The organism is Amycolatopsis sp. PSD-21, assembly GCF_055561455.1.
Genome location: NZ_CM145712.1, coordinates 8,225,909 through 8,250,982 on the forward strand (window position 1 = coordinate 8,225,909; position 25,074 = coordinate 8,250,982).

At 70.1% G+C, this 25,074-nt stretch carries 21 protein-coding genes; 15 read left to right on the top strand and 6 right to left on the bottom strand.

Going from position 1 to position 25,074, the window contains the following annotated elements; all coding sequences use genetic code 11:
• The first annotated feature begins 28 nt into the window (after nt 1-28).
• From ACZ1DY_RS38600 to ACZ1DY_RS38615, 4 genes are all read left to right on the top strand, one after another.
• Nucleotides 29-1,522: a TIGR02677 family protein gene (locus tag ACZ1DY_RS38600; RefSeq protein WP_465482599.1), complete on the top strand. Its 1,494-nt coding sequence runs from the start codon at nt 29-31 to the stop codon at nt 1,520-1,522.
• Entirely contained in the window at nt 1,519-2,739 is a 1,221-nt protein-coding gene (locus ACZ1DY_RS38605; protein WP_465482600.1) for a TIGR02678 family protein, read from the top strand. Before ACZ1DY_RS38600 ends, ACZ1DY_RS38605 begins: the two co-directional genes overlap by 4 nt.
• Entirely contained in the window at nt 2,736-6,719 is a 3,984-nt protein-coding gene (locus tag ACZ1DY_RS38610; RefSeq protein ID WP_465482601.1) for a TIGR02680 family protein, read from the top strand. Before ACZ1DY_RS38605 ends, ACZ1DY_RS38610 begins: the two co-directional genes overlap by 4 nt.
• 87 nt (nt 6,720-6,806) lie before the next feature.
• A complete protein-coding gene (locus ACZ1DY_RS38615) occupies nt 6,807-9,794 on the top strand; it encodes an AfsR/SARP family transcriptional regulator (RefSeq protein ID WP_465482602.1) in 2,988 nt (995 codons plus the stop codon).
• Here the strand turns inward: ACZ1DY_RS38615 and ACZ1DY_RS38620 are convergent.
• Nucleotides 9,791-10,210 carry a hypothetical protein gene (locus ACZ1DY_RS38620; RefSeq protein ID WP_465482603.1) on the bottom strand — a complete coding sequence of 140 codons (420 nt, stop codon included), beginning with the start codon at nt 10,208-10,210 and terminating at the stop codon, nt 9,791-9,793. The genes ACZ1DY_RS38615 and ACZ1DY_RS38620 overlap by 4 nt on opposite strands.
• A 127-nt stretch (nt 10,211-10,337) precedes the next feature.
• Between ACZ1DY_RS38620 and ACZ1DY_RS38625 the strand changes: the two genes are divergently transcribed.
• From ACZ1DY_RS38625 to ACZ1DY_RS38635, 3 genes are all read left to right on the top strand, one after another.
• On the top strand, nt 10,338-11,192 hold the full coding sequence (locus ACZ1DY_RS38625; RefSeq protein WP_465482604.1) for a DUF4394 domain-containing protein: 855 nt from the start codon (nt 10,338-10,340) through the stop codon (nt 11,190-11,192).
• Nucleotides 11,193-11,569: 377 nt separating this feature from the next.
• On the top strand, nt 11,570-12,802 hold the full coding sequence (locus ACZ1DY_RS38630) for an HNH endonuclease signature motif containing protein (protein WP_465485767.1): 1,233 nt from the start codon (nt 11,570-11,572) through the stop codon (nt 12,800-12,802).
• A 718-nt stretch (nt 12,803-13,520) separates the two neighbouring features.
• Entirely contained in the window at nt 13,521-14,228 is a 708-nt protein-coding gene (locus tag ACZ1DY_RS38635; RefSeq protein ID WP_465482605.1) for a hypothetical protein, read from the top strand.
• Between the two features lie 2 nt (nt 14,229-14,230).
• Here the strand turns inward: ACZ1DY_RS38635 and ACZ1DY_RS38640 are convergent, their stop codons facing one another.
• Nucleotides 14,231-14,392 (bottom strand): hypothetical protein, encoded by a 162-nt coding sequence (locus tag ACZ1DY_RS38640; RefSeq protein ID WP_257484144.1) that lies wholly within the window; start codon nt 14,390-14,392, stop codon nt 14,231-14,233.
• 51 nt (nt 14,393-14,443) lie between these two features.
• Entirely contained in the window at nt 14,444-14,938 is a 495-nt protein-coding gene (locus ACZ1DY_RS38645; protein WP_465410927.1) for a DoxX family protein, read from the bottom strand.
• Between the two features lie 78 nt (nt 14,939-15,016).
• Between ACZ1DY_RS38645 and ACZ1DY_RS38650 the strand changes: the two genes are divergently transcribed.
• The gene (locus ACZ1DY_RS38650; RefSeq protein WP_465482606.1) at nt 15,017-15,553 is read left to right on the top strand and encodes a TetR/AcrR family transcriptional regulator; all 537 of its coding nucleotides are present in this window, start codon (nt 15,017-15,019) and stop codon (nt 15,551-15,553) included.
• On the opposite strand, the gene ACZ1DY_RS38655 is transcribed toward ACZ1DY_RS38650, so the two are convergent.
• On the bottom strand, nt 15,554-16,312 hold the full coding sequence (locus tag ACZ1DY_RS38655) for an SDR family oxidoreductase (protein WP_126730620.1): 759 nt from the start codon (nt 16,310-16,312) through the stop codon (nt 15,554-15,556).
• 186 nt (nt 16,313-16,498) lie between these two features.
• Here ACZ1DY_RS38655 and ACZ1DY_RS38660 point away from each other — a divergent pair, with 186 nt between their 5' ends.
• The 3 genes from ACZ1DY_RS38660 to ACZ1DY_RS38670 all read left to right on the top strand — a co-directional run bounded on the left by ACZ1DY_RS38660 (nt 16,499) and on the right by ACZ1DY_RS38670 (nt 19,666).
• Nucleotides 16,499-18,016 (top strand): serine protease, encoded by a 1,518-nt coding sequence (locus tag ACZ1DY_RS38660; protein ID WP_257484142.1) that lies wholly within the window; start codon nt 16,499-16,501, stop codon nt 18,014-18,016.
• Between the two features lie 76 nt (nt 18,017-18,092).
• Nucleotides 18,093-18,458 carry a YciI family protein gene (locus ACZ1DY_RS38665; RefSeq protein ID WP_126730616.1) on the top strand — a complete coding sequence of 122 codons (366 nt, stop codon included), beginning with the start codon at nt 18,093-18,095 and terminating at the stop codon, nt 18,456-18,458.
• Nucleotides 18,449-19,666, top strand: coding sequence for an RNA polymerase sigma factor (locus ACZ1DY_RS38670; RefSeq protein ID WP_465482607.1), 1,218 nt, complete (start codon nt 18,449-18,451; stop codon nt 19,664-19,666). The genes ACZ1DY_RS38665 and ACZ1DY_RS38670 overlap by 10 nt, the downstream gene beginning before the upstream one ends.
• Here the strand turns inward: ACZ1DY_RS38670 and soxR are convergent.
• Complete coding sequence (soxR, locus tag ACZ1DY_RS38675) at nt 19,656-20,102, bottom strand: redox-sensitive transcriptional activator SoxR (protein ID WP_126730613.1); 447 nt, start codon at nt 20,100-20,102, stop codon at nt 19,656-19,658. The genes ACZ1DY_RS38670 and soxR overlap by 11 nt on opposite strands.
• Before the next feature lie 52 nt (nt 20,103-20,154).
• Between soxR and ACZ1DY_RS38680 the strand changes: the two genes are divergently transcribed.
• From ACZ1DY_RS38680 to ACZ1DY_RS38690, 3 genes are all read left to right on the top strand, one after another.
• Entirely contained in the window at nt 20,155-20,763 is a 609-nt protein-coding gene (locus ACZ1DY_RS38680; protein ID WP_257484140.1) for an antibiotic biosynthesis monooxygenase, read from the top strand.
• Nucleotides 20,760-21,584, top strand: coding sequence for an NAD(P)H-binding protein (locus ACZ1DY_RS38685; RefSeq protein ID WP_465482608.1), 825 nt, complete (start codon nt 20,760-20,762; stop codon nt 21,582-21,584). The genes ACZ1DY_RS38680 and ACZ1DY_RS38685 overlap by 4 nt, the downstream gene beginning before the upstream one ends.
• A 118-nt stretch (nt 21,585-21,702) precedes the next feature.
• Nucleotides 21,703-22,767, top strand: a complete 1,065-nt coding sequence (locus tag ACZ1DY_RS38690) for a methyltransferase (RefSeq protein WP_465482609.1) — start codon at nt 21,703-21,705, stop codon at nt 22,765-22,767.
• Here the strand turns inward: ACZ1DY_RS38690 and ACZ1DY_RS38695 are convergent.
• Nucleotides 22,736-23,620 (bottom strand): LysR substrate-binding domain-containing protein, encoded by an 885-nt coding sequence (locus ACZ1DY_RS38695; RefSeq protein ID WP_126730608.1) that lies wholly within the window; start codon nt 23,618-23,620, stop codon nt 22,736-22,738. The genes ACZ1DY_RS38690 and ACZ1DY_RS38695 overlap by 32 nt on opposite strands.
• Nucleotides 23,621-23,690: 70 nt before the next feature.
• Here ACZ1DY_RS38695 and ACZ1DY_RS38700 point away from each other — a divergent pair, with 70 nt between their 5' ends.
• The gene (locus tag ACZ1DY_RS38700; protein ID WP_465482610.1) at nt 23,691-25,025 is read left to right on the top strand and encodes an FAD-binding oxidoreductase; all 1,335 of its coding nucleotides are present in this window, start codon (nt 23,691-23,693) and stop codon (nt 25,023-25,025) included.
• Nucleotides 25,026-25,074 lie beyond the last annotated feature (49 nt).

A 25,074-nucleotide genomic window follows, 5' to 3' on the forward strand; every position in this document is an offset into this window, starting at 1 on the left:
GCTCCACGCACCAGCCGCCGGAGGACGCATGGATCCGATCCGTGTTCCGCCCGAGATGTTCCGTTTCACCGACGGCAGCAGATCCGGGCTCCCCCTGGCGATCCTGCACGCCTTCGGCGAGGCGAACGAGCGGCTGGAGACGGCGCTCGGGATCGACGACGTCCGCACGAGGCTGCGTGAAGTCGGCTGGCTGGAGACGCTCGACGACGATGACCTCGTCAAAACGCTGGACCACCTCAAGGACCAGGGCCATCTGGAAACCGTTCAGAGCCACGCGGGCGACTACCGGACGGCGTCGGAGTACGAGCGCCGCAATCTCCAGTACTCGCTGAGCCGGCAGGGCGAAGCGGCGTACGCGGGGGTTGTCCGCGCGAACGAGGTACTCAACGCGTCCGGGGCGCTGCAGACGGCGACGCTCGAGGCGCTGGGTGAGCGGCTCGGCGAGCTCGTGAAGCAGCTCGAAGACGGCACGGACCGGCGCGTGTTCAGCACGCTCACCGAAGTCGAGAGCCACCTCGAAGCGTTCCGCGACAACACCAAGCGCTTCAACGGCGACCTCCAGCGCCTCCTGCACGCCGAAGCCGACCTCGCGACGTTCCACGAGGTCAAGGCGGCGACGGTCACGTATCTGCAGGAGTTCCTGAACGACCTGGAACATCACACGCATACGATCGCCACCCGGATCAAGGAGATCGACGACCACGGCGTCGAGCGGGTGCACCGGCGGGCGCTCAACGGAGCGTCGCTGCCGAACCCCGATGCGCGTTGGATCGACGTCCGCAAGGCGCGCTGGGACGGTCTTCGCGCGTGGTTCCTGCCAGAAGACGGGACGACGCCGCGGGTCGAGGACCTCCACAACCTCGCGCGGCGGGCGATCATCACGCTTCTCCAGGTCCTGGACCGGATCACCGAATCGCGGCGGCGCGCGAGCAGCGCGGTCGCCGATTTCCGCGAGCTGGCGCGGTGGTTCACCGTCGTCCCGGCGCAGGAGGACCTGCATCGCCTGTGGTCCACGATGTTCGGGCTGAGTTCCGCGCGGCACGCGCACCTCGCCCACGCGGACCCGGAAGTGGTCAGCACGACGGCGTCGTGGCTCGACGCGCCGCCGGTCGAGGTGTCGGAACTGCTTCGCTCCGCGGGCCGCACCGAGCGGTTCACCAGGACCGGCCGGATTCGCGACGTCAGCGCGATCAGAGCCGCGAGAGCCGAAAAGGCCCTGCAGGAACGCGCCGAACTCGAAGCGGCGTGGAACATGCTCGACACCGGCGGTGTTGTGCGGCTTTCGGCGTTCGAGAAGCTCGACCACAGCGTTTTCGAGCGGCTGCTCGACCTCATGGGGCAAGCGCTGGGCAGCGCCGTCGGCGCGGACGGCACCCGGCGGAGCACGACGTCGGACGGCCAGATCGAGATCGTCCTGCGACCGCCGCGGACCGGCGCGGTCGCCCGCCTGACCACCACGAGCGGCGTCTTCCGGGGCCCCGACTTCGAAATCGAGATCAGTACGGCCGGAGGCGGTGCGTGAGCCTCACCAACCAACTGGTCATCGCGGAACGCGAAGAGGTCGCGCGCGGGATCCGGGCCCTGCTTGCCACCCCGCTGATCGGCGAACGCGGCTCCCCCGAGACCTTCGACCTCATCCGCCGCCGCCGCGAGCCCATCCGGCAGTGGTTCGACTACTACTGCGGCTGGACGCTCACCGTCGAGCCACGGCTCGGCTACGCGCGGCTGGTCAAGGTCCGCGCGGCCACCGATCCCACGCGCCCGGCGCGGCGGCTGCGGTCCGGGCGCGCGGCGTTCGACCGGCGCCGCTACGTCCTGCTGTGCGTGGTGGCCGCCGAACTGCTGACCGTGCCGGTGACCACCATCGGCCTGCTCGCCGGCCGCGTCGCGCAGGCGAGCGCCGCCGACGACCTCGTCACCACCTTCGACGTCGCCACCAGGGCGGAGCGTCTCGCGTTCGTGGACGTCCTCAAGCTCCTGGAGTCCTACGGCGTCCTCGAAGCCGCCGACGGCGACCCGGAGTCCTTTGTGGACGATCCGGCGGCGAAGGTGCTCTTCCGGGTGGACGCGACCCTGTTGCTGCGGCTGCTCGCCGCGCCGGTCGGTCCGTCCCAGCTGGCCGTGCCCGCCGACGACGTCGCGCTGCGGTTCGAGGAACTGCTGGAGGCGGTGTCGCACGAGCAGCGCTACGGCCTCTCGTCGGGCCGCCACGAGGACACGCCGAGCGCGTCGGACGTCCAGCGGAACCTGTGGCTGCGGCACACGGTCTTCCGTCGTCTCGTCGACGATCCGGTGCTGTACTTCGCCGAGCTGACCGCGGAAGAGCGCGCGTACCTCGGCACGCCGACCGGGCGCCAGCTGCTGCGGCGAGCCGCGGAGCAGGGCGGTTTCGTCCTCGAAGAACGCGCGGAGGGCGTGCTGCTCGTCGACGTCGACGGGCTGGCCACCGACGAGAAGTTCCCGGACGACGGCAGCAACGCCAAGGTCGCCGCGCTCCTGCTGCTCGACGTGCTGGACGAGCCGCGGACCACCGATTACCTGCAGAAGGCCACCGCCAAGCTGCTGAAACGCTTCCCGCGCTGGGCCAAGACGTACCGGGGCAGGGACGGGGTGCGGCGGCTGACCGTCGACGCGCTCGCCGTGTTGACCGGCTTCGGCCTGGTCTGCACCGAAGCCGAACTCGTCCGGCCGCTCCCGGCCGCCGCGAGGTACACCGACCGCACCGAGGAGGCGCCGTGACCGTGACGAGGTGGATCCCCTCCCGTGCGGGCATTCTCAACATCTGGCGCTACTACGACGAGATCTTCGAGTTCCACGACGGGCGCCTGCTGTTGCGCGGCCCCAACGGGAGCGGGAAGTCGAAGGCGCTGGAGCTGCTGCTGCCGTTCCTGTTCGACGCGAGCCTGCGCGCGAACCGGCTGTCGACCTTCGGCACCAGTGAACGCAGCATGCACTGGAACCTGATGGGTGAAGGCGCTTCCGGCGCCACGCGCGTCGGGTACGTCTGGCTCGAATTCGGCATGGCCGGCGAGAAGTGGTTCACCTGCGGCGCTCGGCTGCAGGCCAGCACGCACACCAGCACGGTGCACGCCGACTTCTTCACCACCGATCTGCGGGTGGGCGACGGCTTGCCGCTGGTCAACGAGGCCGGCCAGCCGCTGACCAAGAACGCGCTGGAGGAAGCCCTCGGCGAGCACGGGACCGTGCACGACGGCGCGGCCGAGTACCGTGCGGCGATCCGCGCGAAACTGTTCCCCACCTTGAGCGAACAGCGCTACGACGCGCTGATCACCGCGCTGCTCCAGCTGCGGATGCCCAAACTCTCGCAGCGGCTCGACCCGAGCCTGCTGTCCAACCTGCTGTCCCGCGCGCTTCCGCCGTTGGGGCAGCAGGAGATCGCGGATCTCGCCGAGGGTTTCGAGCGGCTCGACGCGCAACGCGAACGGCTGGGCTCGCTGGAGACCGAGGTCGACGCGACCCGCGCGCTCGCCGCACGGCAGAAGACCTACGCCCAGCGTGTGCTGCGCGCGGGCGCCGCGAACCTCATCACCGCGACCACCGAACTCGACGAACTCGCCGCGGCCGCCCGCCGTTCGGCCGAGGAGTACGACGAGGTCGCCGCGAAGAAGGAAGCCGCCGAGGAACTGGCGGCGAAGCTCGAAAAGGACGTCGAGGAGACCGAAGCCCGCCTGTCCGGGCTGACCGAATCCGAGTCGTACCGCAAGGGCCAGGAGCTCGACAAGCTGCGGCAGCGGGCCTTGTCCACGCGCGAGAAGGCTGAAGCACTGCGTGCGGACGCGGATCGGCTCCGCGCCGAGGCGGACGCCGACGAGGAGCGCTCGCGGGCGGCGAAGCAGGTCGCGAAACGACAGGCCGACCTCGTGCGTTCGCTGGAGACCGAGGTCCGCGCCGCCGCGACCCGCGCGAACCTGGCCGGGGTGCACGACGAACTCGTCGCCGGACTGAACGAACCGGCCCGCCTCCGTCCGCTGCTGCAGGCCGCCGTGCGCGGTAAGCGCGACCAGGTCGAGACGCTCGGCCGGGCGCTGGACAAGCATGAACGCGCGGTCGGCCGGCGTCATCAGGCCGAGGCGGATCTCGACCGGGCGCGGTCGGATTTCTCGGCCGCGCAGGAGCGAGTGGACCTCACGACGGCGACGCGGGAACTCGCGCTGAGCGATCTGCGCACCCGGCTCGCCGAATGGGCGATCGGCTGCCGCGAGCTGCGGTTCCCCGATGTCGAGGCGGTCGTCCGGGACGCCGAGGCGGAGGTCGCGCTCCTGGGCAGGCTCGGCATCGTCGCCGAGACCGTGCTCGAAGACATCATCCGGCGGGAGGCGGCGACCGGTGCCGCGCTGGCCGCCGCGCGCGCCGAGCACGATGAACTGCTCGTCGAGGCGGGCGTGCTCGAAACGGAGGACGTCCTCGCGCCCGAGCCGCCGCGCACCCGCACGACGGACCGCACCGAAATGAGCGGCGCGCCGCTGTGGCGGCTGGTCGATTTCGCGGGCTCCGTCCCGGAAAGCGCCCAGGCGGGGATCGAGGCCGCGCTCGAAGGTGCCGGTCTGCTGGACGCCTGGGTGAACTCCCACGGCGTCGTCGACGGGCACGACGTGCTCGCCGAGACCGGGACGCTGCCGGTGGCCACCGGCCGTTCCCTCGCCGACGTCCTCGTGCCGGAACTCGACGCGGAGCTTTCCCCGGCGAAGATCCGCCGGATCCTGGAAGTGATCGCCTTCGACGACACGCTCCCCGCCGGACCCGCCGCGATCGGCGCGGACGGCGGCTGGCGGATGGGCGGCCTGTCGGGCAGCTGGACGAAGGACGCTCCGGCGTACATCGGCGCCTCTGCCCGCCTCCGCGCGCGGGAACGCCGGATCGCCGAACTCCGGGACAAAATCTCTCTTCGCGAGAAGACCGTCGCCGAACTGGAAGGCGAGCTGGCCGCGCTGCGCGGCAGGCGCGAGCTGATCAAGATCGAACGCGCCGCCCGTCCCAGCCACGAAGATCTCCTTGCCGCGACGGGAGAACTGACCGCGGCCGAGGCCGAGCTGACCGCCGCCGACGCCGCCGTCCGGCATCTGGAGTCCGCCGTCTCCGCGCTGGAGATCGAGGCCAAGACCGCGCTGCACGAGCTGACCGCCCAGGCTTCGGAGAGCGGGCTGCCGACCGAACGCGCGCCGCTGGCCGCGCTCGCCACGGCCCTGCGCACCTACTCCGACCAGGGCGAGAACTGGTTGTACGAGCATGGGAACCTGCTCACCGCGACCCAGCGCGCCGAGCTGTGCGCCGAACAGGCCGACCGGTCGGAGGCGAACGCGGTCCGGCGTGAGGACGAGGCTGCCGAGGCGGAGGCCGAACGCGTCAAGCTCACGGCGATGCTCGAAGCGATCGAAGGAACCGCCGGCAGCGGCCAGCGCGAGGTGCTCGCGGAAATCGACGGGCTGCGCACGAAACTCCGTGACCTCTCGGGCGAACTCCGCGCCGCGAACGCCGACGCCAAGGAGCTCGCGGTGTCGCTGGGCGCGCTCGGCGTCCGCCGCACGACCGACGCGCGGGCCCGCGAGGACGCCGCCAAGAAGCAGGACGCGGCCGCGCTCCGGTTCCGGAAGCTCGCGACCGGCGTCTTCCCCGCCGACGGCGGGATCGAGGACCTGCCGAAGTTCCAGGCCACCCTGTCCGCCTCCGAAGGGGTGCGCTCGGCGCTCGAAACCGCCCGGCTGGTCGCCGCGGCGTGGCCGTCGGTGCCGCACGCGCCGAGCAACCTCGGCGAGGCACTGCACCGGCTCTCCGAAGCCGTGCACACCTGCCGGAACACGCTCAGTTCGCGGGCGGAACTCGATCTGGAGACCGACGAGGACGTCCAGATCTTCACCGCCGTCGTCGACGGGCTGCGGGTCGGCGCGGCCGAACTGCTGAAGATCCTTTACGCGGAAGCGGAACAGAGCAGGCACGAGATCACCGACCGGGAAAGCGACCTGTTCGACAAGACGCTGACCGGTGACACCCGCCGCCATCTCGCGGCCCGTATCCGGCAGGCCAACGACCTCGTCGACGGCATGAACGCGCGGCTGGAGCGCGTGCGGACCGCGTCCAGGGTGGCCGTCCGGCTGGTCTGGCAGGTCTCCCCCGATCTGCCGCCGGGTACCAAGACCGCGCGGGATCTGCTGCTGAAGGATCCGGATCAGCTGACCGCCGAAGATCGCGTGTCGCTGCACAAGTTCTTCCGTGAGCGCGTCGAGCAGGCGAAGGCGGACGACACGGCGACCAGCTGGGAGCAGCAGCTCGCGCAGGTCTTCGACTACACGTCCTGGCACCGGTTCGTGGTCAAGGTGGACCGCGCGAACGGGGCGGGCTGGCAGCTGCTGACCAAGAAGCTGCACGGCGCGCTGTCCGGCGGGGAGAAGGCGATCGCGCTGCATCTGCCGCTGTTCGCCGCCGTCGCCGCGCACTACCAGGCCGCGCCCGAGGCGCCGAGGGTGATCCTGCTCGACGAGGTGTTCGTCGGCGTCGACACGACCAACCGGGGGCAGGTGTTCGGCCTGCTGTCCGAACTCGACCTCGACCTGATGCTGACGTCGGACCACGAATGGTGCACCTACGCCGAACTCGGCGGCGTCGGGATCCACCAGCTCATCACCGGCGGCGACGGTGACGACGCGGTCACCACGGCCCGGTTCACCTGGAACGGTCACGACCTCCTGCCCGCCGGGCATTAGCCTGAGCGGCCCCAAAGCCGGGCGCAGCGGGGTTCTTTCCGCCGTTCTTCCTTGTGCGGCGCGGGACCGCTCGCTACGTTCCTGCCGGTGGCTGTGCGGATCCAGGTGCTGGGCTCGCTGCGCGTCTGGCTGGCCGGGACGGAAATCGAGCTGGGCCCACCGGGTCGCCGTGCCGTCCTGGGTTTGCTCGTGCTCGCCGGCGGCGAGGCGATGTCCAAGCAGGAACTGGTCGACGCGCTGTGGGGCGGGCGGCCGCCGCGCAGTGCGGTGAACGTCCTCCAGACGCACGTCAAACACCTGCGGCGGCTGCTGGAACCCGGTCGTCCGGCTCGGTCCGGGAGCGAGATCCTGCCGCATGTCGGCGGCGGTTACGCGGTGCGCTGGGACGCCGTCGAGATCGACCTGCCCCACGTCCGCGGGCTCGTCGCCGAGGCGAACGACGCCCTGCGCGACGGCGAGACCGGCCGTGCCGCGGCGCTGTTCGGCGAGGCACTGCGCTGGTGGCGGGGCAGGCCGTTGGCCGATATCCCTTCGCTCGCAACGCATCCGAAGGTCTTGGCGTTGCAGGCGGAACGTCGTGCGCTGCTCGCCCGCTACGGCGACACGATGCTCGCGATCGGCGCCGCCGTCGAGGTGCTCGGCGACTTGGCCGAAGCCGCCGCGGATCAACCGCTCGACGAGCCCGCGCAGGCCCGATTGATCCGGGCGTACCACGGCGCGGGCCAGCGGGCGACGGCTTTCCGGCTCTACCAAGATGTTCGGCAGCGGCTCGTCGAGGAACTCGGCGTCGAACCAGGGCCGGAGCTCGCCGCGGCGCACGCCGCGCTGCTCGAAGACGAGGAACCGCTCCCGGCGCCGCGGTCCGCCGCACGCGTCCCGCGGCAACTGCCCGCCGAACCGTCCGGGTTCACCGGCCGGACGGCCGAGCTGTCCATTTTGGACCAATTGGTGCCACGCGCCGGAAGCACCGGTGGCGCGGTGGCGCTCGTGGCCGTCACCGGGCCGGCGGGGGCCGGGAAGACCGCGCTGGCCGTGCACTGGGGGCACCGGGTGAAGGACCGGTTCCCCGACGGGCAGTTCTACGCGAACCTGCGCGGCCATTCCACCGGTGCGCCCGCGACGGCGCTCGAAGTGCTCACCCGGTTCCTGGCCGCGCTGGACGTCCCCGCCGAACGCCTCCCCGCGGACACCGAGACCGCGTCCGCGCTGTACCGGACGCTGATGACCGACCGGAAAGCGTTGGTGGTGCTGGACAACGCCGTCGACGTCGATCAGGTCAGGCCGCTGCTGCCCGCGGGGCCGGGATGCCTGGTGCTGGTCACCGCGAGGGACCGGATGGCCGGGCTGGTCGCCCTCCACGGCGCCCGCCGGCTCACGCTGGGCATGCTCGAACCCGGTGAGGCGCTGGACCTTCTCGCCCGGGTACTCGGCCCCGAATGGGTCCGGGCCGAGCGCGAAGCGGCCGCCGAAGTGGCCGGGCTGTGCGCGTATCTGCCGCTGGCGCTGAGGATCGCCGCGGCCAACCTCGCGGAAGATCCCGGAAAAGGCATCGAGGACTACGCCATCGAGCTACGCAAGGGTAATCTGCTCGGCGCGCTGACCGTGCCGGGCGACGAGCAGATCGCCGTCCGGACCGCCTTCGATCTGTCCTACGCGGCCTTGCCCGCGGAAACGCGCCGGTTGTTCCGGCTGCTGAGCCTGGTGCCGGGCAACGACATCGGCGTCGAGGCCGTCGAGATCCTGACCGGCGCGGAGCGGGCGGGCCCGATGCTGGACACGCTCGCGAGCGCGCATCTCGTCGAACAGCACGCGCCCGGCCGCTACCACTTCCACGACCTGCTCCGCCGCTATGCCACCGACCGTTTGCTCGAATCCCCGGCGGAGACCGGATCCGCCCGGCGCCGCCTGCACGAGTGGTATCTACGGGGAGCCGACCAAGCGGCGAAAATCGTTTACCCGCACATGTTCCGCATGCCGCTTTCGGTGCCGGACGGGCCGGTTCCCGCCGCGGCCAAGGAGAACGCGGCGGAATGGCTGGAGACCGAACTGGGCAACCTCGTCGCCGTCGTCGAGGACGCTCCGGGGCCGGTGGCCTGGCTGCTGGCCGACTCGCTGCGCGGCTACTTCTGGCTGTCATCACGCCAGGTGGAGTGGCGAACTGCCGCCGGGGCCGCACTGGCCGCCGCTGAGGAGGACGGCGATCTCCGAGCACGCGTGTCCGCCCGATTCAGCCTGGCGGACCTGGGTTTCCGCCAAGGCCGGTACCGGGAGGCCGTCCGGCGACACACCGGCGCGCTCGTGCTCGCGCGTCGGGCCGGGTGGGTGGAGGCGCAGGCCGCGGTGCTCGGAAACCTCGGTTGCGTCTACTGGCAGTCGGGGCGGCTTCCGGCCGCCGCGGTGCGGTTCTCCCGGGGCCTGGAGCTGAGCAGACGCGCCGGAAGCCACGCCGGGGAAGCCGTCGCGCTGGGCAATCTGGGGCTCGTCCACTGGGAGATGGGCGATCTTGCCAGGGCGGCCGGGCACTATGTCCGCGCGCTGCGCCGGTATCGCGGGATCGGCTCGCGCTACGGGGAGGCGATCAACCTGTCCAACCTCGGGCAGGTGCAGCATGCCCGCGGCCGGGTCAGCGAGGCGGCAGGCCTGCTCGCCAAGGCCCTCGCGCTACACCGAGAGGCCGGGAACCGGGCCGGGGAAGCGGAAACCCTCGGCAGGCTCGCCTCGGTGTACTGCGATCTCGGCCGTCTCACCGACGCGCTCGACCACGCTCGCGAAGGGCTGCGGCTCGCGCGGGCGACCGGTGAACCACGCGGCGAGGGCGAGGCGCTCGTCGCGCTCGCGGGCGTGCATCAGCGCGTGGGCCATCGGCAGGACGCCGTCCGCCGGTACCGGCAGGCACTGGCCCTGCTGCGGGAGAGCGGCGATCGGTATCCCGAGATCGACGCGCTCATCGGGCTCGCCACCGCGACCGGCGACCTCGGGCAGGCCCGCCGGGCGCTCGCCCTCGCCGAGCGGGCGGGCTATCGCGCGTTGCGGGAACGAGCGGTGGCCGCGATCGAAGCGATCCTGCGGGCTTAAGCCGCGATGTCGCTGCTGGTGTCGTACGCGCCCGTCGGGTGGAAGTGGACGACGACCCACGGGTTGACGCCGTGTTCCTTGCCCGCGCCGTCCTGGCAGGAGAACTCGCTCATGTCGAACGCGCTCCACGCCTCGCTGTCCGGTGCTTTCGTCAGCGACTCCTCGATCCGGCCGGCCCAGCGACAGGCCGGACTGTGCACCCGCGCCGTCACCGCCGGCTCGGCCCAGCGGATCGTCCCGTCGTCCGCGCACCACGAAAGGTCGAACGTGTAGGTCCACCGGCCCGGGTCTTCGAGCACCACCGGCTTGATGACCTTGACGCCGGAAGCGCATTCCGGAGTTGCTTCAGCGGGCGCGGTGATCGTGAAACCGGAGCAAAGGATCATCGAGCAGGCAAGGACATTCTTGACTCTCATCGTTCCACTGTTCCGCCGGTCCTTCGCGCCCGCAAGCCGCCGGACGCCGGATCCAACCGACGTCCAATGCCCGTCCAGTGCCGCCGAATAGCTTGTGCTCGCACAGTTTCCGCTGAGGGGAGTACGGATGAGGGCACGACTCAAGAAGGTCATGACCGCGGTGGCCGTCACAGCGATGCTGGTCGCCGGGACCGCGACCGCCGCCTCGGCGCAGCCTGCCGGGCTGCGGGCGTTCGCGATCTCGTCGGACGGCAAGCTGATGGCCACCTACTGGACCGCCCAGCCCCAGGTCCTCGACTGGGTGCGGCTCGTACAGGGACTCACCTGCGGGGAGACCCGGCTGATCGGGATCGATTTCCGGGTACAGAACGGATTGCTGTACGGCGTTGGCGATAAAGGCTGTATCTACACGATCAAATTCCCGCCCGCGGCCCCCGACGTCGTCGTCACGAAGGTCTCGCAACTGAGCGTTCCGTTGTACGGCACGAACTTCGGCGTCGACTTCAACCCGGCCGCCGACCGGCTGCGGGTGATCAGCGACTACGGCCAGAACCTGCGGCACAACCTCGCCGACCACGTCACGGTCGAGGACACCATTCTCACCACTCCGCCGGCGGGCGGGCCGACCAGAGGCGTCACGGCCGCCGCCTACACGAACAACGACCTCAATCCCGACACCGCGACCACGCTGTTCGACATCGGCACGGTGACCGACCAGGTGCTCGTTCAGGCGCCAGCCAACGCCGGGTTCCTGAGCCCGACCGGCGCGCTCGGCGTCGACACCGGGCCGATCGCGGGTTTCGACATCTACAGCGACCTGACCAACGGCAAGACGACCTCGGTGAGCGCGTTCGCCGTACTCAACCCGGCCGCCGGGCCGTCGACGTTCCATTCGGTCGATCTGCTGACCGGCGCGGCGACGAAGATCGGCGACTTTCCTTTGCCTGTCGGGGATATCGCTGTCGCACTCGACACGAACTGAGCGGGGAACGCCGCTGTTTCGGTGTCCGGTCCTTGGCCGGGCACCGGGCAGTGGTGTTCATGTCGCAGCACACGATCGGCACGTCCAGGATTCCGCGGTTGCGTAACTCGGCGTAGATCTATCCCCACCGTCCAGATCGGCACCCAAGGCGATGTGGGCGGCTTATCGCGCACGGCGTGGCCATCGCGGACCTTCACGATCATCTCGTCAGCCACTTCAGACATAAGGTGATCAATAAGATCGGCGTCAACCACGTTCTCGGCAGTTCCCCACCGAATCCTCATTACCGAAAATCGGTAATCCCGCCCCGCGTCGTGAGGCCGGAAACTGTCGGTGGCCGGTCGTATGGTCGTGGGGTGGACACACATTCCGCGCCTGTGGCGCTACTCGAAAACCTCACCGGCCCCGAGCTGCTGGAAGCGGTGAACGCTGTCATCGATTCGTTGGACGACAAGGATTCCGTCGCGCTCGCGCAAGCGGCGTCGGCCGGTATTGCACGGCTGGAAGCGGTCCGGTTCCGGGCGCTGGCGCAGCTGAACCGACATCGCGACGGCGCCCGCAGCGTCACACAGGAGGTCGCCTTCGCGCTGTCTCTTGTGGACAATCATGCCGGTGCGATGGTCGCTGCGGCCGACGCGCTGACCACCCGCCTGCCGCGCACGCTGTCCCTGATGGACCAAGGAGAAGTGAGCGGCTTCGGCGCGATGAAGGTCGCCGCGGCCACCGCGTGGCTGTCGGACGAGGACGCCCGCACCGTCGATGCGCTCCTGGAAGATCGGCTACCAGGCAGGAACCCTGATCAGATCCGGAAAGCCGCCAACCACGCCGCGATCACCGTCGACCGCGAGGGCGCCGAAGCACGGGCCGAACGGCATCGCGAAGGCCGCCGCCTGACCTTGCGGCAAGGCGAAACGGGAGTGGCGTCGATCGAGGTCGAAGACGGGCCGGTCGAAAAAGTCACCGCAGCCTATCGGCGCATCGATCGGGAAGCACGGGCGCTCAAGACCGGTGAGGAGACTCGCACCCTGGAGCAGCTCCGCGCCGACGTCGCGCTCGACCTTCTGCTCGGCGGACAAGGCGGCACCAGTGAACGCACCGAAGTGTTCCTGTACATGGATCTGTTCACTTATCTTGGCCTCAACGACGATCCCGCGGAGCTCGCTGGACACGGCACTGTCCCCGCCGCGCTGGCCCGGCACATCGCCACCGGCCCGAACACCGTGCTGCGCCGCATCATCACGGACCCGCTGTCCGGGCAGGTCCTCGACCTCGGCCGGGACCGCTACCGCCCCAGCGCGGGCCTCGGCGAGTTCGTGCGGGTCCGGGACCGGGAATGCCGAAGACCCGGCTGCCACCGTCCTGCCCAGGCCTGCGATATCGACCATTCGCTGCCCTGGCAACACGGTGGCCATACCAACGCAGACGAACTGATCGACCTCTGCCGACGAGATCACCGCCTCAAAGACGAACCCGGCTGGACCTACCACCTCGCCGCCGACGGCACCCTCACCATCACCACCCCCACCGGACAGACCCACACCAGTACACCACCCCCGCTCCATCAACCCCGGCCGCCGGTGCCTAGCGCCGATGAACCGCCGCCGTTCTAGGCGGCGGTGCCGGAAAACGGCGACGTCCTTTCATGAGGGCGAATTCGCTAGCGGCGAGGGCCGCTCGTGAGCTGATCGTCCACCAGGTACCGAGCCGCAGCCTCCCGGCCTTGCCGAAAACCGGCGATAGCCCACCCACGCGGCGGCGGGCTGCAGACGCCGCGCGTCGCCGTACCCATCACGTAGCCGAAAACCGGCAACAGCCGTGCACACCTTGATCGTTCGCCAAGCACCGCACTGCAGCCCCAGCCTCGCCGGAAATCGGCAACAACCCGCCCACCCGACGGCAAGTTCTCCAGACACCGCGCGTCACCATGCCCGGCACATAGCCGAAAACCGGCCACAGCCGTGCACAACCCGACCGTTCACCAAGCACCGAACCGCAGCCCCAGCCTCGCCGAAAACCGGCGACAACCCACCTACACCACGGCAAGCTCTCCAGACACTGTGCCCCGTCGCCAAGAAACGGCGACATCCCGCTCACGCTCAGATCGATCACCAACCACCGAACCGCAACCGCCGGCCTCGCCGAAAATCGGCAACAACCCGCCCACCAGACAGCGATTCCCCCAGATACCCCGCGGCCACAGCGATCCACCAGCCAAGAACCACACAGCCCATCGCAAACCGCCCCACGGGAATCCACCCACGGTCTGAGCCCGAAGACCGGCCCCTGATCCGATCCGCACCACCACCAAGCGCGGCAGGCTCACCGGGTATGGAAACCGACTACGTCTTCCCCGGCCGCCGCGTCGCCGCGGTCTCGATGGTCCTCGGCCCGGTCCTGCTGCTCACCGGAACGCTGCTCAGGTCGCCCTTCGACTTCTTCTTCCCGAGCCAGCTCAAAGCGATGAGCGTGCATCCGACGCTGATGACCGCCGCGTACACGTGTTTCCTCGCGGGCAATGTCCTGCTGTGGCCCGCGATCGTCGCGCTCGCCACGAAGATCGGCCGTACGAAACCCGCGCTGGCCGCCTGGGGCGGCCTGTTCGTCCTTTTTGGACTTTTCGAGCGCACCTTCCACGCGGGGATCGACCAGGCGGCACTGGGACTCGCCGAACGCCGCGGCGCCGGGTTCGCCGAGAGCGTGGTCAGCGAGTCGTATCAGGACCTGCATCTGTTCAGTTTTCTGTCGTTCACGATCATGTTCGGCTGGTACGTGCTCGCTTTCGCCGCCTATCGGGCGAAAGTGCTGGGCGTCGCCGGGTCGATCGGGATGGCGACGATGGGGCTTCTGCCGCTCGGCGTTCTGAAAGGTACCGAATTCGTGTCGATCATCGGCACCGCCGGACTTTGTGTCGCGTTGGTTCCGGCCGGTATCCGGGCATTACTGGAAAGTCCCAAACCGAGCCGCCGGACGATGCTGTTCACGGCGATCGCCGTTCCGCTTCTCGGCGCGCTCGCCTTCGTGAGCGCGCTGGGCTGAGTTCAGGCCAGCCGCGCGGACGTTTTCCCTTTTCTGTCACCGGATTCGTGTTCGCGCCCCGCCGGGAGACAGCTCATCAGCAGCACGACACCGACCGCACCGAGAAGCATGTGCCCGGCGAGGATGCACAGCCCACAGAATCCGATCCACAATGAGATCTTCATTCTCAGAGGGTAGTGCCGTTTCCGCGAGCGGGGCCCGAACTTGGGAAAGACTTAAGGTCTCCTTTGGGCAAAGGGTCTGTCCGGAGTACGCGCGTAATACACCACCAGCGATACCGTCGCGGCGAGGAAGACCACCTGCATCAGGCTGCGCGGCACCAGTTCGTCCATCGTCGAAGTCACCGGCCCGTGCAGCGCCTTGTACACGTTCGCCGGGAACATCCCCAGCAACAACAGCGTCAGCCCGGCGGACGCCCACGGCGCCGTCCGCGACCACAGAACGCCCGCGGCGCCCGCGAGTTCGAGGACGCCGGTGACGGTCACCAGCAGTCCGGGCGCGGGCAGCGCGGGCGGAACCATCGCGACGAGTTCCTCGCGCATGCCGATGAAATGCGCGAGGCCGGTGGTGACGAACAGTGCCGCAACGCCGCCGCGCACCGCGACGGGCCAGGGCTTGAATCGCTGGACGCCGAAGACGCCCAGCAGGAACAACGTCGCCGTGACGGCGATCAGCATCAGTACGGGTGCGAGACCGGGATCCATGACCATGCCTTCCGACCAAGTGAATCTTTCCACTGACAAGATGCGCTGTTGCGGGCCATCTTGTCAATGGCTAGATTCATCGGCATGAGTCCGTACCACCACGGCGACCTCCGCCGGGCCGTGCTCGACGCCGCCGTCGCGGCCATCACCGAACACGGCCCGGCGGGGATCAGCCTCCGCGACCTCGCCCGGCGCGCGGGGGTCTCGCATGCCGGGCCGGTGCACCATTTCGGCGACAAGGCCGGGGTGCTGACCGCGCTGGCGGCCGAGGGGTTCGACCTGCTCGCGGACGCGCTCGCGGCCGAGAGCGATCGGGATTTCGTCGAGGTCGGGGTGGCGTACGTGCGCTTCGCGATCGAGCATCGCGCGCATTTCGAGGTGATGTTCCGCCCCGAACTCCACCGCGAGGACGACACGGCGCTCACCGCCGCCCGTGACCGCGCCGGAGCCCTGCTGACCAGCGGCGCGGCATCGGTCAGCGACGACGCGATGGCCGGCGTCGCCGCGTGGTCGCTGATGCACGGCTTCGCGAACCTGTGGCTCACCGGCGCGCTGCGCGCCGAGCTTCAGGAGGATCCGGACACCGCCGCCCGCGCGATCGCCAGGATCCTTTTTCCCTGATCAGACCTGCGCCGTGGGCATCACGGTGACCTGCTGCAGGTTCACCCGCGCCGGGAGCGAGGTCAGGAACGCCACGGTCTCGGCGATGTCCTCGGGCTTCAGCCAGGTCAGCGACTCGCGCACGCCGTCCAGCCACCGCAGAGCGCCGGCGTCGGTGACGTGACCCTGCAGTTCGGTCTCGACCAGGCCCGGCTCGATCGCCGCGACCCGAACGCCCTTCGGCCCGAGGTCGGCGCGAAGGTTCTTCGACAGGTGCGTCACGTAGGCCTTCGAGGCGACGTACACGGCGAAGGACGGGAAGACGGCCTGCGCGCCGATGGACGAGGTGTTCACCAGGTCCGCGACGCCCTTCTCGTCCGCCGAAGCGACGAGATGCGGGACGAACGCGCCGATCGCGTTCATCAGGCCCGTCAGGTTGACGTCGATCATGCGCTGCCAGTCCTCGGTGGCGAGTTCGTCGATCGGCGCGGCCAGCATCACGCCGGCGTTGTTGAACAGGAGGTCCGCGCGGCCCAGTTTCGCTTCGACCTCGGCCGCCGCGGCCCGCATCGCCGCGGCGTCGGCGACGTCGACGGCGAGCACGAGCGCGGTACCGCCGTCGGCCTCGATCTCCTTGGCCAGCGTTTCCAGCCGGTCCGCCCGGCGGGCGATCAGCGCGACCGAAGCACCGGAGGCGGCGAGCCGCCGAGCGGCCGCCTCGCCGATCCCGCTGGACGCTCCGGTGACGACGGCGACCCTGTTCGCGTGCGAGTTCGTCATTTGCGTTTCTCCTAAGTGGACTCGTTCACGAGGTGACGAGTCCAGAAAACCGGGCTTTCCCAGGAGCTGGCACGGTCTGTTCAGCCTGGGTCCGGCAGTACCAGTCAGCAGTACCGATCAAGGCGGGCACGGAACTGTTACGCGCTCATCGAGTTCCGCGGACACCGACCGGCCAGCGTGATCCGTATGCGAATCCGATCCCTCGCGCTCGCGCTGGCCTTGATGACGGCTACCGCGGCCCCCGCGTCGGCCGTCATCGGCGGCACCGAGTCCACCAGGCCCTACGACTTCATGGTCTCGCTCCAGTACGACTCGCCCCGCCCGGACGGACACCGGTGCGGGGCGGTGCTCATCGCGCCCCAATGGGCGGTCACGGCCGGGCATTGCGCCAACACCCCGACCGGTTCGACGGCCGGGGTCCCCCGCGGCTGGAAGGTCCGCGTCGGTTCGCTGGACACCACCACCGGCGGCGAAGTCACCGAGGTCGACAAGTTCTACCGGCGCCACAACTCCTACAACCCGGCCGGCGAGGACATCGCGGTCCTGCATCTGCGAAACCCCGTGCGCGCCAAGCCCATCCGGCTCGCCGGCGCCACTCCCGCCGACGGCACCCCGGTCCGCATCCTCGGCTGGGGCGCGGCCGCGACCGGTTGCGACGACTTCAAGGACCCGAAGTGTTTTCCGAGCAAGCTGCGTGAAGCGGACACCGAGATCGTGCCGCTCGACCGGTGCTGGGACGACGACGGGCACACCCTGCCGTTGTGCGTCGGCCGCGCCGAGCCGCCCGTCGGCCCGGGCACGACGGACTCCGGCGGACCCGCGTTGATCCGTTCGGGCGACGGCTGGGCGCTGGCCGGAACGGTCATCGGCCCCGGCATCAGGGGCGCCGACTTCCCCGACATGTACACCGACGTCTCGAAGAACGCCGCTTGGATCAACGGCATCGTGACCGGCACCGACGTTCCCCCGGACACCCCGGTCCCGAACGTGGAGGGCACGGCCGCGGTGGGCGAGTGCAAGGGCGCGGTGGTGCGTGCCGCCACCGCGCGTCCCGAAGACCCGGCGCTGGCCCTGACCAACGGCCACTGCGTGCCGAGCGGGCGGCCCGCACCGGGGAAGGCCCTGGTCGACCGGCCCGCCGATCTGCCCCGTCCGGTCACCATCGCCGACCGGGAGGGCTATCCGAAGACCAGTGCCCGCGCCACCCGGCTGGTCTACGCGACGATGACCGGCACCGACATCGCGCTCTACCGGCTGGACAAGACCTACGCGCAGCTGGCGAGGGAAGGCGCGAAGGTCTTCCGGCTGACCACCACCCCGATGCGCGCCGGAGACCGGCTCCTCATGGCCTACTCCAGCAGCAGGCCGAGCTGCACCGTGGAGGCCGTGGTGCCGCACCTGCGAGAGGCGGGATACCAGCAGGACGACGCGGTTCGCTACGCCCCGAGCGACACCTGCGTGAGCGGGCCCGGCTACTCCGGTTCCGTGCTGCTGTCCCGCGACGGGAACACGGTCATGGGCATCAACAACACCCACAACCGTGACGGCGAGCGCTGCACCGAAGGCAACCCGTGCGAGGTCGGCCGGAACGGGACCGTGAAGGCGTTGAAGGGCCGCAGCTACGGCCAGCAGGTCCACCGGATCGCGGCCTGTCTCACCCAGGGATCCCGGCTCGACCTGCGACGATGTGGCCACGAAAAATAATTCCCGCCGGCTGTCGAATCGGCGGGACGCTCTTCGTGTAGGTGATGACAAGCCGCTCCGACTTCAGGAGGACGCCATGACCCAGTACCTGATCAGCCTGTACCAGCCCGACGGTCCCGTTCCGCCGCCGGAGTTCCTGGAGCCGATCGCGCGCAAGATCCAGGCGCTCGACGACGAGATGAAGGCCGCGGGTGTCTGGGTCTTCGCCGGCGGTCTCCACCCGCCGACCACGGCGACCGTGCTGCGGGCCAAGGAGAACGGCGAGATCGCGATGACCGACGGCCCGTACGTAGAGGGCAAGGAACATCTCGGCGGTTTCACCATCCTCGAGGCGCCGGATCTGGACGCCGCGCTCGAATGGGCCAAGCGGGTCACCGAGATCACCTACCTTCCGGTCGAGGTCCGGCCGTTCCAGGGCGACGAAGGTCCTTCGTGCGTGTGACCACCGAGGAAATCGGACGCGTTTTCACCGAGGAGTACGGCCGCGCCGTGGCCGTGCTGGTCCGGGTCTTCGGCAGCATCGACATCGCCGAGGAAGCCGTCCAGGACGCCTTCGCCGAGGCGGTGGACCGCTGGCCGTCCAGCGGTCCACCGCCCAGCCCCGCGGGCTGGATCATCACGACCGCCCGCAACAAGGCCATCGACCGGTTGCGCCGGGAAGCCGCGCGCGACGACAAGCACGCCCAGGCCGCGCTGATCAGCGCGAGCGACGAACCGGTGGAGGAGGGTCCCGTGCGTGACGACCGCTTACGGCTGATCTTCACCTGCTGCCACCCCGCGCTGGCCATCACCGCGCAGGTCGCGCTGACGCTGAAACTGCTGGGCGGGCTGACCACCGGCGAGATCGCGCACGCGTTCTTCGTCCCCGAAACGACGATGGCGCAGCGGCTGGTCCGGGCGAAGGGCAAGATCCGCGCCGCGAAGATCCCGTACCGCGTCCCGGACGACGCCGACCTGCCGGACCGGCTGCGTTCGGTGCTCGCCGTGATCTACCTCGTGTTCAACGAGGGGTACACGGCCACGTCGGGCGATCGGCTGGTGCGGGAAGACCTGTGCGCGGAAGCGATCCGGCTCGGCAGGCTGCTGACCGCCCTCATGCCCGACGAACCGGAGGCCACCGGGCTGCTGGCGCTGATGCTGCTCACCGAGTCGCGCCGCGCGGCCCGCACCGGTGCGGACGGCGAGGTCGTGCTGCTGGCGGAGCAGGACCGGTCGCGGTGGGACCGCGAGCTGATCACCGAAGGGCAGGCGCTGGTCCGTGCCTGCCTGCGGCGGAACCAGCCGGGGCCGTACCAGATCCAGGCGGCGATCAACGCCGTCCACAGCGACGCCGCCGACGCGGCGAGCACGGACTGGTCGCAGATCGTCCAGCTGTACGACCTGCTGCTGGCGGCGAATCCGACGCCGATCGTCGCGCTCAACCGGGCCGTCGCGGTCGCCGAAGTGGACGGCCCCGAAGCGGCCCTCGCCGTGATCGACGGCCTCGAACTGGCGGAATACCACCTGTACCACGCCATCCGCGCGGATCTGCTGCACCGCCTCGACCGGCCGGAAGAATCGGCGCGGGCCTACGAAGCCGCGATCGCGCGAGCGGAGAACAGCGCCGAACGGCGGCTGCTGGAACGGAAACTGGCCGCGGTCAGTCCGTGATCAGCCGCGCCGGGCCGGGCCCCTTGGCGGCGAGGACGTCACCGGGGTTCACCAGCACGCACTGCTCGAAGGACAGGCAGCCGCAGCCGATGCATTCGGTGAACCGGTCCCGCATGCATTCCAGCTGCTCGATGCGCTTGTTCAGCTCGGCGCTCCAGCACTGGGAAGCCCGCTGCCAGAACGCCTGGTCCGGCGCGGCGCCCTCCGGCAGGAAGTCGAGCACGCCGCCGATCACCTCCAGCGGGATGCCGAGATGGTGCGACGCGCGGATGAACGCGACGAGACGAAGCGCGCTGCGGGGGTAGCGGCGCTGGTTCCCGCTGGTCCGCCTGCTGCTGATGAGGCCCTGGCGTTCGTAGAACCGCAGGGCGGAGGTGGCGACGCCGCTGCGCCGGGACAGCTCGCCGATGGTGAGTTCGGACGGCAGTTCGGACATGGTCACGATCCTAGCTTGACTTGAACCCTTGTTTAAGTTTCATGCTGGAGCCATGACAGCACAGGGGACCTCCGAAATGACCATCCACAAGGGACATTGGCCGACACCGGACGGGGCGACGGTCGTGGTGGCGCGGGAATGGCCGGACGCCGACGCGGCGCGGGCGGCCTTCAAGAGCCACGAAGGACTCGTTTCCTTCACCGCGTACGAAGGCATCGATCACGACGGCGCCTTCACCTACGAGCAGTGGACCAGCGAAGACGCCATCCAGGGGCTGGACGGCGCGCCGGTCTTCCGCCTCTACCGCGGACAGCGCGGCGAGGGCGCGCCTGGCTGCCTCGTGATCGTCTCGGTCGAGTTCGAAGGGCCCGACGAGCGGCGGCAACGCGACTGGATCGACCTCGTCTTCGAAGCACTGGCGTCCGAACCCGCGCGTCCCGAAGGCGGGATCTCGGGGTTCTTCCACGTGAGCACCGACGGGAGGAGGGTGCTGAACTACGCCGAATGGGCCAGCGCGGACGCACACCGCGCCGCGCTCGCGGCCCCCGGCGCCGACGGGATCGGGACGACGGATGTGTGGAAGAAGGTGCAGACCTACCCGGGGATGTCGGGCGGGTCGGTCAAGCGGTACCGCCCGGTCTTCTCGGCGGTGGCGGCATGAAGCCGATCCTGGTCGCCGGCGCGACGGGCAACGTCGGCTCGCAAGTAGTCGGCCAATTGCGGGCGCGAGACGTCCCGGTCCGGCCGCTGAGCCGGAACCCGCCGGCCGATGGCGTCCGCGGTGACCTGGCGAAACCGGAAACGATCGCACCGGCGCTCGACGGCGTCGACACGGTGTTCCTGATGCTCAACGGTTCCGCCGAGGCGCTGGTGCCCACGGTGTCGCTGCTCGGGGAACGGGTGAAGCGCGTGGTGTTCCTGTCCTCGGGCGCCGTCGACGATTCCCTGACGGAGCAGGACAACGCCATCGGTGCTTGGCATCGCACGGTCGAGGAGGCGATCGAGGCCGCGGGGCTGGACTGGACTTTCCTGCGGCCGCACGGATTCGCGGCCAATACCCTCGGCTGGGCGCCGTCGATCCGCGCGGACGGCGTCGTCCGCGGCGCGTACGGCGAGGCGTCGATGCCGCTGATCCACGAGAAGGACATCGCCGCGGTGGCCGTCGAAGCGCTGACCGGCGACGGCCACGCGGGGGCGAAGTACGTGCTCACCGGCACCCGCCCGATGACGCAGGCCGAGCAGGTCCGGATCATCGGCGACGCCGCGGGCCGTCCGGCGCGCTGGGAGGAGATCCCGCTCGACGAGGCACGCGCCGAGTTGCTCACCAAGATGCCGAACTTCATCGTCGACACGATGCTGGGCGGCTTCCGTGGGCTGGTGACGAAACCGGGCGAGGTCACCTCCACCGTCCAGGACGTCACCGGCAGGCCGGGGCTGGACTTCGAGGTCTGGGCGGCCGAGCACGCCGCGTCGTTCCGCTAGACTCGGCTTCGTGTCGACACCGGTTCATGCCGCGGTGGTCCACTAACCGCCGTTCCTGACAACACCCCCACGAAGCCCGCGGGGTCTCTTCGCCGCGGGCGAAAACAGGAACGGAAACATGAACCCCCAGTCCATAATGGACGGTGGTCGGCGCTGGCTGACCACCGTCGGCACGAACATGCCCCGCACCGTCGTGACGATCGACGATCGCGTCACCGCCGACGAGGCGTTCCGGCTCGCCGCGGCAGGCACCGGGCTCGCCTGGCACGGCGACTTCCCCGGCGCGCGGAACCTTCTCGCCGCGATGTCCCGGCGCTGCGGTATCGCGGCCGGGAAACCCTTCCGGGACCAGCGGAACCATCGGGCGCGCCGGGCGCGGATCCTCGGCAGGCTGCTGGTCCCGCTGGACCCCGGCCACGTCCTGCCGTTGCGCCGCGGGCCGGACGTGCGCGAGGCCTGCGCCGAGGTCTTCGGACCTTCCGAAACCCCGTCGCTGGTTTCCTTGCGTGAGCTGCTGGGCGTCATCGGCGCGCACGAATGGCGGCTGAAGGGCGTCGAAATCCCGGCACTCGGCGCGAAAATCCATCCGCATCACGGGGTCTTCTCCCCCGTCCGCGGCGAGTACGTCGACCTGGTGGCGCGAACTCCCTTGCCCGCCAAGGAACTGGCGTTCGACATCGGCACCGGCACCGGCGTGCTCGCCGCGGTCCTCGCGCACCGGGGAGTCGAACACGTGGTGGCGACGGACAACGAGCCGCGCGCGCTCGCCTGCGCGCGGGAGAACTTCGAGCGCCTGGGTTTCACCGGAATCGAAACCCTCGAAACGGACGTGTTCCCGCCCGGACGCGCGCCGCTGGTCGTCTGCAATCCGCCGTGGCTGCCCGCCAGGGCGCACACCCCGCTCGAACGCGCCGTCTACGACCCGGGAAGCCGGATGCTCAAGGCGTTCCTCGACCGGCTGCCCCGGCATCTCGAACCCGGCGGGGAGGCGTGGCTGATCCTGTCCGACCTCGCCGAACTGCTGGACCTGCGCACGCGCGGAGAACTCCTCACCGCGTTCGAGCGGTCCGGCCTCGAAGTCGTCGGCAGGGAGGAAATCCGGCCGAGGCATCCGCGCGCCGACCCGAAGGAGATCACCTCGCTGTGGCGGCTCACAGCCCGAGCAACGCCCGTGCCTGACTGATGAACACGCGGGCGGCGGGGCTGACCGGCCCCTCCGTCCGCCAGGCCAGCGCCAGTTTCGCCCGCAGGCCGGCGGGCCGCGTGATCTCCATGGCGTGCAGTTCCGTGTAGTGCGTCGCCAGCGACATCGGCACCACGGCGACGCCGAGCCCGCGTCCGACCAGTTCGGCGACGACGTTCGGGTCGCCCGCCTCCAGCGTCACCCGCGGCTGGGCGCCGTCGGCGAGGAACGCCGCGTCGACGATCGCGCGCATGCCGGTGCCCTTCGGCAGACTCACCAGGGAACGGCTTTCCAGCTCCGACAGCGTGATCGTGGCCTGCCCGGTGAGCGGATCCTCCGGTCCGGAGACGGCGACGAGCGGCTCGTCGAGGACGACCTCCAGGCCGATCCCCGGCGGCGGCTCGCCGGAGACCCCGATCAGCGCGACGTCGAACCGGCCGTCGGCGACCCCCGCGAGCAGGACGTCGGAGGTCGCCTCGGCGAGCGTGATGTCGACCGCCGGGTGACGCTCGTGGAAGCGCGCGAGCAGATCCGGCAGGTTGACCGGGCCCCGCGAGGACACCATGCCCATCGCGACCTGGCCGCGGACCAGGCCGGTGAGATCGTCGACCGCCTGCCGCACCCCGGCGACGGCGGCGAGCGCGGCCCGCGCGTGCGGGAGCGCGGCGGCGCCGACCTCGGTGAGCCGGACCGCTCTGGCCGACCGGTCGAGCAACGGCTGCCCGAGTTCGCGTTCGAGACGGCGGATCTGGGCGCTGACCCCGGGCTGCGCCACGTGCAGCCGCTCGGCGGCGCGGGTGAAGTTCGCTTCCTCGGCCACCGCGACGAAGTATTCGAGCTGACGCAGTTCCATAACCGATGATTCTAGTTACCAGACAAACCAGATCTTGGACTTCTGCCCGAATCGGGCTCACGCTGGTGGCATGACCACGATGCTCCGCTCCGGCGACCCGGATTACGACAACGAACTCGCCGGTTTCCAGACCGCAGTGCCCCGCCGTCCCGACGTCATCGTGCCCGCCGCGTCGGCCGCCGACGTCGTCGAGGCCGTCCGTCACGCCGTCGAGCACGACCTCCCGATCGCCGTCCACTCGACGGGGCACGGCGTGGGCGTCCCCTTCGAGGGTGGCGTCCTCGTCACCACTCACCGGATGACCGGGATCCGGATCGAAGACGGTGTCGCACGGGTCGACGCGGGCGTGCGCTGGGGTGCGGTCATCGAGGCGGCCGCGAAGCACGGGCTCGCGCCGCTGAGCGGCTCCTTCCCCGGCGTCGGCGTCGTCGGCTACACCCTCGGCGGCGGGTTCAGCCTGATCGGCCGCAAGTACGGTCTGGCCGCCGACCAGGTGACCGCGATCGAGGTCGTCACCGCCGACGGCGAACTCCGCCGCGCCACCCCGGACACCGAAAGCGACCTGTTCTGGGCGCTGCGCGGCGGGCGTGACAACTTCGGGATCGTCACCGCGCTGGAGTTCCGCCTCGTCCCGGTCACCCGGCTGTACGGCGGCAGCCTGCAGTTCGGCACCGAATCGCTGGCCGCGGTGCTCCGCGCCTGGCGGGACTGGGCGGCCGAGATGCCGCGCGGGATGACGTCGTCGCTGGGCATGGTTCCGATGCCGGATCTGCCGATGGTGCCCGAGCCGCTGCGCGGGCAGCACGTCGCGCAGATCCGGGTCGCCTATCTCGGTGACGCCGCGGAGGGCGAGCGCCTCGTCGCCCCGCTGCGTGCCGCCGCCCCGCTGCTGGGTGACACGCTCGCCGAGATCCCGTTCACCGAATCGGGCAAGATCGCGAACGAGCCGCCCTTCCCGCACGGCTACCGCGCCGACAACGCCACCGTGTCCGAGCTCAACGACACGATGCTCGACGCGATCCTCGAACACGCCGGCCCGGACGCCCCGGTGCCGACCGTCCTCCTGCTGGACCTGCTCGGCGGCGCGCTGTCCGACGCACCCGAGCACCCTGGCGTCGGCTGGGACCGTGACGCGAGCTTCACCGTCCGGGCGCTGTCCGTGGTGGACGACGCTTCGATCGCCGAGATCCGGAGCGCGCACGCGAAGCTGTTCGACGCGCTGAAGCCCTGGTCGACCGGCAAACTGCTGACCTTCGTCTACGGCGAGAGCGGGGCGGGCGAGGAAGCGTCCAAGGTGTACTCCCCGGCCGATCTGCGGCGGCTCGCCGAGGTCAAGGCGGCCGTCGATCCGGCGAACCGGTTCCGGCTGACGCATAACGTCGAACCGGCGCGTGACGCTGGGTGATCTCCGAAAATCGCAGGTAGCAGGCCTCGACACGGGGCGAAGGCGCAGT

Bases quoted from the DNA above. Each gene is read 5' to 3' on its own strand.
- ACZ1DY_RS38600 (WP_465482599.1), top strand. From the start codon at position 29: ATGGATCCGATCCGTGTTCCGCCCGAGATGTTCCGTTTCACCGACGGC.
- ACZ1DY_RS38620 (WP_465482603.1), bottom strand. From the start codon at position 10,210: ATGAGAGTCAAGAATGTCCTTGCCTGCTCGATGATCCTTTGCTCCGGT.
- ACZ1DY_RS38625 (WP_465482604.1), top strand. From the start codon at position 10,338: ATGAGGGCACGACTCAAGAAGGTCATGACCGCGGTGGCCGTCACAGCG.
- ACZ1DY_RS38635 (WP_465482605.1), top strand. From the start codon at position 13,521: ATGGAAACCGACTACGTCTTCCCCGGCCGCCGCGTCGCCGCGGTCTCG.
- ACZ1DY_RS38640 (WP_257484144.1), bottom strand. From the start codon at position 14,392: ATGAAGATCTCATTGTGGATCGGATTCTGTGGGCTGTGCATCCTCGCC.
- ACZ1DY_RS38645 (WP_465410927.1), bottom strand. From the start codon at position 14,938: ATGGTCATGGATCCCGGTCTCGCACCCGTACTGATGCTGATCGCCGTC.
- ACZ1DY_RS38650 (WP_465482606.1), top strand. From the start codon at position 15,017: ATGAGTCCGTACCACCACGGCGACCTCCGCCGGGCCGTGCTCGACGCC.
- ACZ1DY_RS38655 (WP_126730620.1), bottom strand. From the start codon at position 16,312: ATGACGAACTCGCACGCGAACAGGGTCGCCGTCGTCACCGGAGCGTCC.
- ACZ1DY_RS38660 (WP_257484142.1), top strand. From the start codon at position 16,499: ATGCGAATCCGATCCCTCGCGCTCGCGCTGGCCTTGATGACGGCTACC.
- ACZ1DY_RS38665 (WP_126730616.1), top strand. From the start codon at position 18,093: ATGACCCAGTACCTGATCAGCCTGTACCAGCCCGACGGTCCCGTTCCG.
- soxR (WP_126730613.1), bottom strand. From the start codon at position 20,102: ATGTCCGAACTGCCGTCCGAACTCACCATCGGCGAGCTGTCCCGGCGC.
- ACZ1DY_RS38680 (WP_257484140.1), top strand. From the start codon at position 20,155: ATGACAGCACAGGGGACCTCCGAAATGACCATCCACAAGGGACATTGG.
- ACZ1DY_RS38685 (WP_465482608.1), top strand. From the start codon at position 20,760: ATGAAGCCGATCCTGGTCGCCGGCGCGACGGGCAACGTCGGCTCGCAA.
- ACZ1DY_RS38690 (WP_465482609.1), top strand. From the start codon at position 21,703: ATGAACCCCCAGTCCATAATGGACGGTGGTCGGCGCTGGCTGACCACC.
- ACZ1DY_RS38695 (WP_126730608.1), bottom strand. From the start codon at position 23,620: ATGGAACTGCGTCAGCTCGAATACTTCGTCGCGGTGGCCGAGGAAGCG.
- ACZ1DY_RS38700 (WP_465482610.1), top strand. From the start codon at position 23,691: ATGACCACGATGCTCCGCTCCGGCGACCCGGATTACGACAACGAACTC.